Raw genomic sequence first — 13,886 nt, 5'->3', positions numbered from 1 at the left:
TGGAAGAAAAATGAGGTGTCATCATGAAGATAGGCGTTATTATGGGTGGTATTTCTTCGGAGCGTGAGGTTTCTCTGAAGACTGGTCAAGAGATGATCAATCATTTGGATCGCAGTCGCTATGAGGCAGTTCCCATTGTCGTTACGCAGCGAGCGGATTTAATCACGCAGGTTCAGCAAGCAGGCATCGATTTCGCGCTGTTGGCGTTGCATGGCCAATATGGTGAGGATGGCACAGTGCAGGGAGCGCTGGAGACACTCGGTATACCCTATACAGGAAGCGGTGTCCTGGCAAGCAGCCTATGTATGAATAAGCAACTGTCCAAGATGCTGCTGAAGACGGCAGGTATTCGAACGCCTGCAGGTCTTTACTGGAAGGACGTTTATAATCCACAGGCGGTGGAGCAATTGGGCTACCCGGTGATTGTGAAGCCAAATTTGGGGGGATCCAGCATTGGTGTCCAGCTCGTGCAAAATGAGAAGGAGCTGCTGTCGGCTGTTCAGGAAGCCAGTTATTTGGATCAGGGGATCTTGATTGAGCCCTATTTGAAAGGGATGGAGCTAACTTGCGCGATTCTGGATGGCGAGGTACTCCCGATTATCGGCATTCGTTCGGCGCATTCAGAGTGGTTCGACTACCGAGCGAAATATGAGGATGGCGGCGCGGAGGAGAAGGTGATCGAGCTTTCTCCCGTTATCCAGCAGCGAGTGCGAGAGGCGGCGCTCGCCAGCTACCAACTACTGCAGTGCAAAGTCTATGCAAGGGTCGATATGATTTTGTGTCAGGATATGCCTTACGTACTAGAAGTGAACACCTTACCGGGGATGACCGCCAACAGTCTGTTTCCAAAGAGTGCAGCAGCAGCAGGTATGACCTTTACACAGGTACTGGACCGAATTATTGCGAGCTCGCTACATGAGCGGAAGCGGGAATGGGGGAGCCCTGCAAACAGATAGCATCTATCTAGTGATCTAACGGAAGAGAAACCCTACATGTAGTGGGGTTTCTCTTTGCTTTCATTGACTGGAGTAGTGAATGATTACCGAACACTTTACGATACGATCTCCGTTGTTTTGATAAATGTGTGGCCTGTCCGCTTTAAAAATGAGCGTATCTTCTGGCTCAACGACATAAATTTGTTCATTGACAACAACCTCTAGCGTGCCTTCGTTTACGAGAATAAATTCCTCAACCCCAGTTGTATGCGGTTCTGCGATATGCTCGCATCCTGGTTCAAGGGTTACTGAAAAGATCTCAAACTGTTGTTCAGGATTATAGGGGACAAGTGGATACACACGATATTGACCGTCATTTTCAATAATGGGGTTTACTTCTTTCTTTTTTACAATCGTAACATTCGGCTTGTATTGACTAATGAGTGAAGAAAAGGATAAGCGCAACCCACTAGCTATTTTCCAAAGAGTTGTGATGGTTGGAGCAGATTTACCTCTCTCAATTTGTCCTAACATCGTTTTGCTAACCCCTGTTATTTCAGAAGTTTTATCCAAGCTCAAGTTTCTTTCCTTCCGGATACGCTTTATGTTCTCTCCAACATTTGTGTGAAACTCTTCCATAAATGCCCTCCATTGAATTCGGACGTTATCTTACACGTATATACGTTTGATTTCATGAAATAAACTGTATATGGTTCAGAACAGACACTATATAGTCCAAAATATACGAAAAGAGATGCTATGTCTACGCAAAACACGATTTTATCAGGTACATAAAACGATTGGTAATACTCCCATGGATTCAGCAACTACCTGGCTTTTTCATGTTCAAATGACACTCCTTTTTTATATTGTCTCTTGAATCTCAAGTTACATGAGGTTTTATAATTGGGTAAGGGGGTGTTGTAACGTGCACGCAAAGGCGAGGAACAGATTAGACACCACACAAAATCAACAGAATGATCTAACAACAGTGGAAGTGAAGTTCTCCATAGGACAAGTGTCGAAAATGACAGGATCTTCTGTACCCACTGTTCGTTATTATGACGAGATTGGCCTGCTTTCACCTGCCGAGATAACTCCTGGAGGTCATCGTGTGTATACGGCAGAGGAAATATGGCGGTTAAAACTGATCCTAACCCTTCGCTATTTAAACTTTGGAATTGATGAGATTAAGAGAATGTTAGCTGGGGATATTCCTGTTGATAGGGCGATAGAGTGGCAAATCGAAGCTTTGGACATCCAAATGCGTACGCTTGCCAGCATGAAGTCTATTTTGGAACAAACAAAGCAGAGTGAGGATGGCAATGATTCTCTGAGCTATATGCACGAGCTAATTGAATCCATTTCCGCAGATGCATTGGAACGAGAAAAGTTTATTTTAGAAAAAATGTTTTCGTCCGTTTTTCCTGAACAATTTCCGGTTGAATGGCGAGAGATATTTTTACTAGGGGTTAACGTTTCTTCGTTGCTGGAAGGCAATCTTTCGGCAGCGCAAACGGCTGCATTAGATGAGTTGGAGGCAATGTTTAATGATCCACAGATTGTCCGGGAAATGAAGCAGGATGTTATGTCCTTCCTGGAAGTAGTTCACCTGCCTAAAATCAGTGTGGAGATGTGGACTGCCAGAATGCTTAAAAACCATAAACAGCTGTTGAAAGCAGCTGAGCAACATGCAACTCCAGACAGCCCTGTCGTACAGGCGAATATTCAAGAGTATGTGTTGCTCTTTGCGGATGTCGACGAGCTCCCTGTCTCGCAATCGTTTTTCCGTCGATTTGCTGAATGGTTGCTTTCAAGCCAAACCGAAAATCTCGAACGCTTTAGAAGAATTTGTTTAATCCTATACCCAGGTCTTCAAACGTATATGAAAACAAATGAATTATTCTACCAAGGAGTACAGTGGAAGCTTCAACAACTGGATAACGAGTAAATGTACGCTTTGTTACAGCTTGTGAAGGAGGTGGAATCATCTGTCATCATCGGAAGTTCTTTCTAAAAGAAAAGGGTAGGGGGTGGCATGCTGACACATGAAAAAAAACAACCGAAAAGCGTACAGTGTCTTTTTAGGGGGATTTGTCACGCTATGTCTGTTCCTGGTGGTTGGTTGTAGCACGCAAACAACTGTGCCAGCCGAGCAACAGGAGAGTGCCAAACCAAAATCGGGCGGAACCATTACAGTAGCGTACCCTTATGAACCGGATACGTTAGATGCTCACATGTCTGCTGGATCCGCTGGGGTCTATACTTGGTTGCTCGGTGGGTCGCTACTATATAAGGATCCTGCCTCAAACGAATACAAGCCCTCTCTTGCTAGTGACTATAAAATTTCTGAGGATGGCAAAACGTGGACCTTTACCATTCGTTCCGGGATTACCTTTCACGATGGGACAGCGCTGACTGCAAAAAGTTTTAAGGAAACCTTTGATCGTGCTCTTAATCCGCAGACAAAAGCAAAAACAGCCGCTGAAGTAATGGCTCCAATAAAAAGTGTGAAAGCGCCAGACGATCAGACCCTCGTTCTCGAACTACACGAACCCAATACTGCCTTCCTCGATTCACTAGGGAATTATATAACACAGCCGTTATCATGGAAAGCAATTGAAAAGGCTGGGGAGGATTACGGCAGGAGTCCTGTGGGAGTAGGGCCGTGGAAGTTTGAGAGCTGGAATACGGGCGCAGGTGTCACCTATGTTAGAAATGAAGCTTTTCAGTGGGGAGAACCATATTATGAAAATCAAGGTCCTCCAAGAGCCGACAAACTTGTCATAAAAGCGATTGCTGACAGCCAACTCAGGTTGTCAGCGCTAGAGAGCGGTGCTATCGATGTAGCAACGGAAATACCTATGAAAGACGTGACTTATTATCGGAATAATTCGAAATATCAAGTGATCGAACGCTTACGTCCTGGACTAGGCTTATTGATGGAAATGAATTTGAAGAGACCACCGTTTCAAGATATTCAAGTACGCAAAGCATTTCATATGCTCGTCAATAAAGAAGCCATTGTCCAAGCTGTTACGCAGGAAGAAGGCGAAGTGGCGCATATGCCGTTATCTCCATCGACGCTAGGGTATGACAAATCCTTAGAAGGGTACGGGTACGCGTATAATGTGGCCGAAGCAAAGAAATTGTTGGACGATGCTGGTTGGAAAGTAAACGGAAGTGGTGTGAGAGAAAAGGACGGAAAACCACTGAGTCTGAATTTACTCAGTACCGCAGATTTTGACAAAGAAGCCCAATTGCTCCAAGCCATGCTGGGAGAGGCTGGTATCCACATAATGATACAGAATCTAGAAATAGGAGGGTACATGCAGGAAGTCATCAAAGGAAATTTTGATGTAACGTTGATATCGGGCGCCTATGATGATCCTGATATTTTATACTTTTATTTCCATTCAAACGGTGCCTACAACCTGTCTGGTGTAAAAGATGACAAGCTGGACGCACTCCTTTTGAAAGGGCGTGCAACCTTACAGACGAATGCCAGAAAGCAAGTGTATATGGATGTACAAAAGCAACTCATTGAGCAAGCGTATGTTGTCCCTCTCTATTACGATAAGGCCTTTACTGTCATAAATTCTCGGATAAAGGGAGTAAAGTGGACATCTGTCATGCCGACATATAATGACAGCTGGATCGAGAACTAACTACATGTCAACAAAGGAGAGAAACATATGCAAAATAACGGATGGATTGATTCTTTTGAACAATATGCCCAAAATTGGATAACCAAAAGTCAGGTTCCTGGTGTTTGTATGGGATTAGCAAAAGATGGTCAAATCTTCTATAGTAACGGATTTGGCTTCCGTGATGTGGAACGGCAGTTAGGAGTTACAATCGATACAGTATTTGGAATTGGATCGATAACAAAATCCTTTACCTGTGTGGCGGTCATGCAATTACAAGAGGCGGGTAAGTTATCCGTACATGACCCTGTTGTCAAATACTTGCCAGAATTCCGTCTGAAAAATCTTGATGTGGGGCAAATCACGATTCATCATTTTATGACGAATACGAGTGGAATTCCCCCCTTGCCCACATTTTTGGCAAGTGTGATGCGAAGCTTGGGCGCGAACGAGGTAGAAGACCTTCCATTGATGCAAAACCAGACAGATGAAACGGTCCCAATCGATACGTACGAAGACCTGATGAGTGTAATCTCTACATTAGATTTAGAGCTTCTAGGCCCACCAGGCACGGAGTTCAGTTATTCCAATGACTGTTTCGCCTTGCTGGGAGCGATCATTGAACGCGTCAGCGGGAAGTCGTATGAGGCTTATGTCAAGGAGCATATCATCGATCCAATCGGGATGGAGCACACGAGCTTTTTTCTGGAAGAGCTAAATGGCTATGAGAATATTACAAAGCTGTATATCATGCGAGACAGAGGCGTTCACAAGGAAGTGCTCTCATCTCCGAACTGGTGGGATTCTCCCGCTTCTCGGGCGGCAGGATTTATAAAATCAACGGTGCGGGATATGTTGAAATATACGGACATGTTCTGCAAAGGTGGGCTTACCGCAGGGGGCAATCGTATCCTGACCCCGGAAAGTGTACAACAAATGATGACCCCTTATTTTCCTACTGATATGGCACCTGGTCAATTTTACGGGTACGGCTTGGTCATAACAACTGACTACTACGGAAGAACGCTTGTGGAACATAGTGGTGGTATTAAAGGGGTAACGGCTCAAATGTGCTTCTTTCCCGAGACAGGACTGGCCGGAGTGGCACTGTCCAATCTAGAATTGTCGCCTGTTGTGGCGGTTATGGTGGGTGCGTTAAATAGTCTGGAAAACCGCCCCCCGGAATCCTCTCATCTGGTTAGCAAGATTGATTTCCTAACCGAGGAAGCTATGGATCAATACGCAGGGGATTATCAATCGAGTGAGTTTGGGACATTGCCGGTCCGATTGGAAAATGGTCAACTGGTGCTCTCCTTTTTGGGAGAAAACTACGTAATGAGGCCATTTGGGGAAGATATCTTTGTAGTCCGGGCTTTTGGAACCGATTTCTCCACACGGTTTATCAGGGATGGAAATAATGAGATTGTTCGAATGGCTTTTGCTGGAAGGCAATTTACGATTCAAGATAAAAAAACGAGTGGGGGAAACGAAAAATGACCCAGCGCGCCAACGTAAGTGATGCGAGATGTCGCCAGCTTGATGAGCTTTTTTCTACGATTGCCGAAAAAAACAATTGGAGCGGAAACATCTTGATTTTGGAAGAAGGGAAACCTTTTTATCAAAATTCCATAGGAATCGCCAATCTGGAAACGGCTGAGAGACTGTCACCGCATACGGTATTTGAACTCGCATCAGTTTCCAAAGCATTTACAGCCATGGGCATCATGATCTTGCAAGAGCAAGGGAAGCTCGACTATACAGATAAAGTGGATAGCTTCTTTCCAGATTTCCCGTATGCCGATATTACCGTAGAGAACCTACTTGTGCACACATCTGGTTTGCCAGATTACATGGAATTGTTTTCGAAATCTTGGGACAAAAAACAAATTGCTACAAATCAAGACATACTCGAACAGCTGATCAAGCATCGACCCGACGTGTTGTTTCAACCCAATGAAAGGTATGAGTACAGTAATACTGGCTACGCTTTATTGGCGTCTATTGTAGAACACGTAGCTGAAATACGATTTGCCGATTTCTTGCAGCAACACATTTTTCAACCACTAGGTATGCAGCACACGAAGGTGTACAACCGAAGATATTCTCCTGAGTTGACTCAGCAATACGCCTGTGGATACGTGTATTCTCCTCAATCTGAAGCAATCGTGTTACCGGATGAATCAAGTGAGCACGATTTTGTCATTTATCTGGATGGCATTCAGGGAGACGGTGCGGTCAGTTCAACACTGGATGACTTGCGTAAGTGGGACAGAGCTCTCTACACAGAAAAGCTGGTCAAAAAAGCGACACTAGAGAGAGCGTTTTCCCCAGTGCAGCTTACGGACAATAGTCTATCAAACTATGGATATGGCTGGCGGCTGTGTGAAGATCAGGTGACAGGAAAAGTCGTGCATCACGGCGGAAGCTGGCCGGGGTATCGAAGCTGGCTAAGACGATACATCCAAAAAGATAAAACAATGATTTATCTCACGAACGTGGATCAGGAACGTGAGTGGACAGAAAAAGTAATAGAGGCAGTCGAGAATATTGTTTTCGAACAACCGTATGTCTTGCCGTAACCATTTAAAAAGAGGAGCCGCCATCTGCGGTTCCTCTTTCGATTATTTTTATGTGAGCATGCGGCGCTGAACGATGTCAGCTTTTTCATGTGAACCAAAAAGTCGGATTTCCATATAAATCAAGTGATAGAAGCTTGCTGTAGCAGATGATCATTGATGGTCCTGATTACACTCATAAGTACGTTGAGACGGATCACGAGTATCATTGGATGGTGGGCAGTTTGGTGAAAGTGACGGCTGTAAATTGGGAATAATAGGTAGGGAAGATCTCCTTCTGAATGGTACAATGAAAATATAAGTAGAAATGAATCTATCGGAAGGATGATAGGCATGGGCGAATCTAATCAGGAGTATATCGTAATCTCCGGTGCGAGGGAAAACAATCTCAAAAACGTATCCTTGCGTATCCCCAAGCGAAAGATTACGATCTTCACCGGTGTATCTGGATCGGGCAAGTCTTCAATCGTCTTCGATACGATCGCCGCAGAATCCACACGTTTGCTAAATGAGAACTTCAGCATGTTCGTGCGCAATTTCCTGCCCCGCTATCCGCAGCCGGATACAGACGCGATCGAGAACCTGAGCATGGCGGTTATCGTGGATCAGAAGCGACTGGGCGGTGGTTCTCATTCCACGATGGGCACGATTACTGATATTTCTTCCATTCTCCGCTTGCTCTTCTCCCGAGTAGGTCAGCCAAATGTTGGACAAGCGAACATGTTCTCTTTTAACGATCCACAAGGTATGTGTCCCGAATGCAACGGGATCGGTCGCAAATTAGGCGTCGACCTCAGCAAGGCAGTGGACATGTCCAAGTCGTTGAAGGAAGGGGCAATCTTGCTGCCGGACTATAAGGTGGACGGCATGGAATGGAATATGCTCGTGCAGACGGGCTTCGATCCTGACAAGAAGCTGAGCGATTATTCGGATGAGGAGCTTGAGCAGCTATTGTATGCCAAGGCGAGGAAAGTAGAGATGCAATTCGCCGGGAAAGCCGTGAATATTACTGTGGAAGGCGTCCTTGAGAAGTTCACCAACAAATACATCAAGCAGGATGTAAAGACGAAGTCTGAGCGTACACAAAAAGCTGTTGCGCCATTCATCTCCGAAGGTCCTTGTTCCAGCTGTCATGGTGCGAGACTCAATCAAGCTGCACTCAACTGCAAAATCAATGGCCTCAACATTGCAGAGATGTCTTCTATGGAGGTCGGTCGGCTCATACGCATCATTGCTGAGATTGACGATTCGGTTGCCGCACCGATGGTCAAGTCGCTGACGGAACGGTTGCAGCATCTAGTCGATATCGGACTGGACTACTTGACGCTGGATCGTGAAACGGATACCTTGTCCGGCGGCGAATCACAGCGCGTCAAGATGGTGAAGCACCTGAGCGGCAGTCTGGTGGATGTCACTTACATTTTCGATGAACCCAGCGTTGGCTTGCACCCTCGTGATGTACATCGATTAAATGAATTGCTTCAAAAGCTGCGTGATAAGGGCAATACCGTCATTGTCGTCGAGCATGATCCCGATGTGATCAAGGTGGCAGATCATATCGTCGACGTCGGTCCTCACGCCGGTAACCACGGTGGCACTATCGTGTATGAAGGCAGCTTTGAAGGACTGCTGGAATCAGGGACACTGACAGGCACCCATATGAAGCGGCCGCTCCAACTGAAGCAAGATTCCAGGAAGCCTTCGGGCAAGCTGACCATCGAGGATGCAACACTGCATAATCTGCAAAACGTAACGGTTGATATACCAACTGGAGTGCTGACAGTCGTTACGGGTGTTGCAGGCTCAGGTAAGAGTACACTGATTAACGAAATATTCCTCAGCAAGCATCCGGATGCGATCGTCATCGACCAATCGGCGGTAGGTGTGTCAACACGCTCGAATCCTGCGACCTACACAGGGATTATGGATGATGTGCGCAAGGCGTTTGCTTCCGCGAACAAGGTCAACCAAGGCTTGTTCAGCTTCAACTCCAAGGGGGCTTGCGAGAACTGCCAAGGTCTTGGTGTTGTGTATACAGACCTTGCATTCCTTGAAAGTGTAAAGCTACCGTGCGAAGCATGTGGAGGGAGACGGTTCAAGGAAGAGGTACTCGCTTACAAGCTGAACGGCAAGTCCATTGCCGAAGTGCTGGAGATGACTGTGGAGCAGGCATTGGAATTTTTTGAGCAAAAAGAGGTTGTGCGCAAGCTTCAGGCGATGAGTGATGTGGGACTGAATTATATTACACTCGGACAACCGCTCAGCACGCTCTCGGGCGGGGAATGTCAGCGCATCAAGCTGGCCAGCGAGTTGCACAAGAAAGGGAGTATTTACGTGATGGACGAGCCGACAACCGGCCTGCATATGTCAGATATCGGCCACCTTCTTGAGATCATGAACCGCCTCGTGGATGCCGGCAATACGGTAATCGTCATCGAGCACAACCTCGATGTGATTAGCCAAGCAGATTGGATTATCGATATGGGACCAGATGGGGGCAGCAACGGCGGTCAAGTGATCTTCGAGGGCACACCTCCGCAGATCATTCATGCAGTGCAGTCGATCACGGGAAGATACTTGAAGCAGTAAGCTCCTATGTCATAACGGATACAGATCTCCTCATGGGAAACCGGAGGAGATTTTTGTTATGTTGATATAAGTGTCAGAAAATAAAAAATAATCTTGACATTAAATCAGGCGATTAGTAAAGTGGTGATTACAGGCAGCCTATCGATCGATCGATCGACAAAACCCAAAAAAGCAGATGATGTAACCGCGACAAGTAACTGAACATGAGAGGCTCTCGTTTCCAGCAATCTTCAGTAGAAAGGAGCGCGCTTTTTTGACGAAAGAAAAAATATTTCAAGCTGCATTACGGCTATTCGCAAGAAAAGGTTTTGAAGCAACCAGCATACGCGATATCGCTCTAGAAGCAGAGGTAACTTCCTCCACCCTTTATCATTACATGAAAACAAAAGAGGATCTGCTGGTTGCTATCATGCAAGAAGGGTTACAGACCCTTCTCGGAAATGCAAAGGAAGTACTCGCTGAGCTTGAAGCACCCGAACAACAATTGGCAGCGTTTGTCCAGCTTCATGTTACCAGCCATGCCATTGACAAGCTAACAGCGCTAGTAGTAGATACCGAGTTCCGTGCGCTGACAGGAAATACGCGCGAAGAAATAGTCGGGCTGCGCAGTGAATATGAGATGCTCTGGCTGCGTATTTTAACGAGCGGATTGGAGAGGGGCGTATTTACGATAGAAAATACCAAGCTTGCCGTCCTGGCTTTGCTTCAAATGTGCACGGGTGTCGCCCATTGGTACTCGCCCGATGGCCCAAATTCATTGGAAGAAATCAGCTTGAATTTTTCCGATATGGCGCTTGCACTCGTTCAGGCAAAGCGAAACGGTCAGCAACTGACTGTCTCCGATTTGGATCTACCTAGAACCGCTCGTTTTTTTATGAAACCATGGCTAGGGGCTGCTGCGCATGAACATTCTTGATGCCCGTGTCCGCTTGCCACAGCAGTTCCGTGAGGCACGCCTAGGTGAAATGGGAAATGAGTACGTCGCTCAATATGACGCGGTGTTACAAGTAAGATCGACAATGGCGAAAACGCTCGATGATTTGATACAAGAAATGAAAGAAGCAGGAGTCGACCACGCCATTATGCATGCAGAATACGAATTCGGCGAGGATGGGGATGCGCTGAATGAAGCATTGGCAAAAGTCATATCCGCTCACACCGAGCTCTTCTCAGGATTCGGTACGATTTCAATGGAGCATTTCAGACCGATGCGCGCTGCCCAACAAGTGAGTCGCATCAGAGAGCTTGGCTTTCTGGGAGTAAACATCCAGCCTGCATTTTTTGAGATGCCAATCGATGATCGCAAATTATATCCCGTATACGCAAAGGCTGCCGAGTTAGGCTTGGCAGTTGCCATTCATACGGGAATTAATTATTCAAGAATTCATCCCATCCGAAATGAACACCCGCTGCTGCTGGATCAAGTCGCCTGTGATTTTCCGGAATTAACATTGATCGCATGTCATGGAGGGTGGCCCTGGGTACCTGAAATGGTTGCCGTAGCGCGCAAGCACCCCAATGTTCTGATGGATTTGGGCGGGCTTTCTCCAAGATATTTGGGGGTGCAAGGAGCAGGGTGGGAGATGATGTACAGGTTGGCAAACAACCTCTTGCAAGATCAAATTCTCTTTGCAACAGACTGGCCTGTTTTTCCTCTGAAACGCGCGATTGCAGAATGGAAGGAATTAAGCATAAAGCCCGAGGTACTTGAGAAGGTGCTCGGTTCGAATGCGAGAGCATTGTTTTCCAAAATAAAGGCGGAGGTAAAAAAGAATGATAACACGTAAGGCGGTGGTAGAGTGTGAGATCCGTCAAGAGATAGGCTGGATTCACCTGAATCGTCCCGAGCGGCTAAATGCGGTGATTCCTCAATTGGTAGAGGAGCTGTATGGATCGCTCGATAAATTGGAACGGGAAGGAGTAAGGGCAGCAATACTGGCTGGCCGCGGGAATGCTTTTTGTGCAGGACATGATTTGCGTCATGAAGAAAAGCTTGAAAATGAGGCTGAGCTCCGCCTCAATTTGCAGAAGATTCAGGATATAACACGAAAGATCCAGCGTGTTCCTTTTCCAGTGATCGCTGCGGTCCACGGGTATGCATTAGGAGCAGGGTGTGAGTTTGCGCTCGGATGCGATTTGATCATCGCCGCTCAAGATGCCGAATTCGGCTTTCCGGAAGTGAGTGTGGGACTTAGTGTTACCGGAGGGATCTCGCATATCCTTCCCATCACGATCGGACTGGTCCGGGCGAAAGAATTGCTGTTCTCGGGCGAAAGGTTCGGTGCATCGCAAGCACTGCATCTAGGACTCATCAACAAGGTAGTACATCATACAGTGTTAGCTGAAGAAGCTGACAAGTGGGCGAAACGGTTAGCTGAGCTCCCGCAAGTAGCACTGGCAAAAGCCAAATTTGCGCTTAATCGCGGGGCGCAATGCGATCTGGAGGCTGCTTTTGAATTGGAGATCGAGCATGCGCTGGCAACCGTGCAAACAATCGAATCCAAGCAGGCTGCCGAAGAGTTCCGAAAAAAAGGATCGGTATAGAGAAGGAGGGCTGAAACCTTTTGGACATGCAAGAAATCAAGTCTTTGACGGCACGGGCAGCCAAACGATGGGGAGAAAAAATCGGGCTTGTCTTTGATGAATGGAATGAACAACTGTCCTTTCAGGAGATTGAAGACCGTTCCAACCAGATCGCTAACATGCTCCAAGTGCTGGGCGTAGGCTATGGGGATCGGGTAGCCGTCATGCTGAGGAACCAGCCAGAATTCCCCCTTACCTGGCTGGCGTTGGCAAAACTGGGCGCGACGATCGTGCCGATCAATGTAAATTACAAAGAGTACGATGCACAGTATATCCTCCACCACTCCGAAGCAATCGTTATCGTAACTTCACAAGAGTTTTTATCCCTGCTACAAAAGATCAGACCTTCCTTACAAACCCTCAAAACAATCCTCTCAATAGACCAATCGGACGATCCCAACGTTGTCGATTTCAGAGCGATGTGTGAAACAGCGCCCACGACTCCAACAACGCTTCCCGTTTTTCCTGAAACTTTAGTCAACATCCAATATACTTCCGGCACGACAGGCTTACCCAAGGGGTGTATGCTTTCACATGAATATTGGCTCACCATAGCAAAAAAGGTGGTGGAGCAGCATCCCCATTTGACCCATTCAGATGTACTGTTAACGGCGCAGCCCTTTTACTATATGGACCCCCAATGGAATTTGCTGGGTGCGATTGCTGTGGGGGCAAAGCTTGTGGTTCTCGATCGATTTCATCCCTCTACATTTTGGGAGAAAGTACGGCAATATGACGTTACCTTTTTCTACTGCCTGGGGATCATGCCCACGCTAATGGTCAAAGCACCACGCTCGCCATTAGACAGGGAAAATAACGTTCGCACCATCCTTTGTTCGGCCATTCCCCCGCATCTGCACCGCGAATTGGAAGAGCGATGGGGTGCGCCATGGTATGAGGTTTTTGGCATGACAGAGACTGGTGGAGATATTTCGGTAAAACCACAGGATCATGACCGATTGCTCGGAACAGGCTGCATCGGGAAACCGGATAAAGACCGGACCGTCCGTGTTGTTGATATTCACAACCGCCCCGTTTCGAGGGGCGAGGTTGGCGAGCTCCTCCTGCGGGGCTTGGGGATGATGGATGGCTATTTTAAAGATCCTGATGCGACTTGCGCTGCTTTTCAGGGCGGCTGGTTCCACACTGGAGATTTGGTGCGAATGGACGAAGACGGATACATCTACTATGTCGGCAGAAAAAAGGAGATGATTCGTCGGAGTGGGGAAAATATTTCGGCTGCTGAGGTTGAGGAAGTTATGAAAATGCATCCGGCCGTGCAATATGCTGCCTGTCTTCCAGTGAAAGACGAATTACGCGGGGAAGAAATCAAGGCATACGTGGTAGTAAAAGAAGGCCATGTGGTGCCACCTCATGAGTTGATTGCGTATTGCACCGAGCATCTTGCTTACTACAAGGTTCCACGATATTGGGAATACCGCAGTGAATTGCCTCGTACCCCATCTGAGCGTATAGCCAAGCATGTACTGGCGAACGAAAAAGCAGATCTTCGCATCGGTTCCTACGATCGCATTGACGATAGCTGGAGATAACCT

The 13,886-nt window shown here is 46.9% G+C and carries 11 protein-coding genes; 10 read left to right on the top strand and 1 reads right to left on the bottom strand.

Annotated features, from left to right (window positions below; all coding sequences use genetic code 11):
• Nucleotides 1-23: 23 nt before the first annotated feature.
• Complete coding sequence (locus tag ACUUHJ_RS16605) at nucleotides 24-956, top strand: D-alanine--D-alanine ligase (RefSeq protein ID WP_472299399.1); 933 nt, start codon at nucleotides 24-26, stop codon at nucleotides 954-956.
• Between the two features lie 60 nt (nucleotides 957-1,016).
• On the opposite strand, the gene ACUUHJ_RS16600 is transcribed toward ACUUHJ_RS16605, so the two are convergent.
• The gene (locus tag ACUUHJ_RS16600; protein ID WP_289677979.1) at nucleotides 1,017-1,574 is read right to left on the bottom strand and encodes a helix-turn-helix domain-containing protein; all 558 of its coding nucleotides are present in this window, start codon (nucleotides 1,572-1,574) and stop codon (nucleotides 1,017-1,019) included.
• Between the two features lie 289 nt (nucleotides 1,575-1,863).
• On the opposite strand from ACUUHJ_RS16600, the gene ACUUHJ_RS16595 reads away from it, so the two are divergent.
• From ACUUHJ_RS16595 to ACUUHJ_RS16555, 9 genes are all read left to right on the top strand, one after another.
• A complete protein-coding gene (locus tag ACUUHJ_RS16595) occupies nucleotides 1,864-2,886 on the top strand; it encodes a MerR family transcriptional regulator (RefSeq protein WP_472299398.1) in 1,023 nt (340 codons plus the stop codon).
• A gap of 97 nt (nucleotides 2,887-2,983) precedes the next feature.
• A complete protein-coding gene (locus ACUUHJ_RS16590; protein WP_472299397.1) occupies nucleotides 2,984-4,603 on the top strand; it encodes an ABC transporter substrate-binding protein in 1,620 nt (539 codons plus the stop codon).
• Nucleotides 4,604-4,630: 27 nt separating this feature from the next.
• Nucleotides 4,631-6,079 (top strand): serine hydrolase, encoded by a 1,449-nt coding sequence (locus ACUUHJ_RS16585; RefSeq protein ID WP_472299396.1) that lies wholly within the window; start codon nucleotides 4,631-4,633, stop codon nucleotides 6,077-6,079.
• Nucleotides 6,076-7,161, top strand: a complete 1,086-nt coding sequence (locus tag ACUUHJ_RS16580) for a serine hydrolase domain-containing protein (RefSeq protein WP_472299395.1) — start codon at nucleotides 6,076-6,078, stop codon at nucleotides 7,159-7,161. Before ACUUHJ_RS16585 ends, ACUUHJ_RS16580 begins: the two co-directional genes overlap by 4 nt.
• 330 nt (nucleotides 7,162-7,491) lie before the next feature.
• Nucleotides 7,492-9,747 (top strand): ATP-binding cassette domain-containing protein, encoded by a 2,256-nt coding sequence (locus ACUUHJ_RS16575; RefSeq protein WP_472299394.1) that lies wholly within the window; start codon nucleotides 7,492-7,494, stop codon nucleotides 9,745-9,747.
• 253 nt (nucleotides 9,748-10,000) lie between these two features.
• Entirely contained in the window at nucleotides 10,001-10,663 is a 663-nt protein-coding gene (locus tag ACUUHJ_RS16570) for a TetR/AcrR family transcriptional regulator (protein WP_472299393.1), read from the top strand.
• Complete coding sequence (locus tag ACUUHJ_RS16565) at nucleotides 10,650-11,534, top strand: amidohydrolase family protein (RefSeq protein WP_472299392.1); 885 nt, start codon at nucleotides 10,650-10,652, stop codon at nucleotides 11,532-11,534. The genes ACUUHJ_RS16570 and ACUUHJ_RS16565 overlap by 14 nt, the downstream gene beginning before the upstream one ends.
• Nucleotides 11,521-12,291 carry an enoyl-CoA hydratase/isomerase family protein gene (locus ACUUHJ_RS16560; protein ID WP_472299391.1) on the top strand — a complete coding sequence of 257 codons (771 nt, stop codon included), beginning with the start codon at nucleotides 11,521-11,523 and terminating at the stop codon, nucleotides 12,289-12,291. Before ACUUHJ_RS16565 ends, ACUUHJ_RS16560 begins: the two co-directional genes overlap by 14 nt.
• Before the next feature lie 26 nt (nucleotides 12,292-12,317).
• Entirely contained in the window at nucleotides 12,318-13,883 is a 1,566-nt protein-coding gene (locus ACUUHJ_RS16555) for an AMP-binding protein (protein WP_472301207.1), read from the top strand.
• Nucleotides 13,884-13,886 lie beyond the last annotated feature (3 nt).

This window comes from Brevibacillus schisleri (assembly GCF_055685845.1).
The sequence above is the reverse complement of the archived record's forward strand: the minus strand, read 5'-3'. Positions and strand labels throughout refer to the sequence as shown.

Excerpts from the sequence above, each read along its gene's own strand:
- ACUUHJ_RS16605 (WP_472299399.1), top strand. The coding sequence starts at position 24 with ATGAAGATAGGCGTTATTATGGGTGGTATTTCTTCGGAGCGTGAGGTT.
- ACUUHJ_RS16600 (WP_289677979.1), bottom strand. The coding sequence starts at position 1,574 with ATGGAAGAGTTTCACACAAATGTTGGAGAGAACATAAAGCGTATCCGG.
- ACUUHJ_RS16590 (WP_472299397.1), top strand. The coding sequence starts at position 2,984 with ATGAAAAAAAACAACCGAAAAGCGTACAGTGTCTTTTTAGGGGGATTT.
- ACUUHJ_RS16585 (WP_472299396.1), top strand. The coding sequence starts at position 4,631 with ATGCAAAATAACGGATGGATTGATTCTTTTGAACAATATGCCCAAAAT.
- ACUUHJ_RS16580 (WP_472299395.1), top strand. The coding sequence starts at position 6,076 with ATGACCCAGCGCGCCAACGTAAGTGATGCGAGATGTCGCCAGCTTGAT.
- ACUUHJ_RS16575 (WP_472299394.1), top strand. The coding sequence starts at position 7,492 with ATGGGCGAATCTAATCAGGAGTATATCGTAATCTCCGGTGCGAGGGAA.
- ACUUHJ_RS16565 (WP_472299392.1), top strand. The coding sequence starts at position 10,650 with ATGAACATTCTTGATGCCCGTGTCCGCTTGCCACAGCAGTTCCGTGAG.
- ACUUHJ_RS16560 (WP_472299391.1), top strand. The coding sequence starts at position 11,521 with ATGATAACACGTAAGGCGGTGGTAGAGTGTGAGATCCGTCAAGAGATA.
- ACUUHJ_RS16555 (WP_472301207.1), top strand. The coding sequence starts at position 12,318 with ATGCAAGAAATCAAGTCTTTGACGGCACGGGCAGCCAAACGATGGGGA.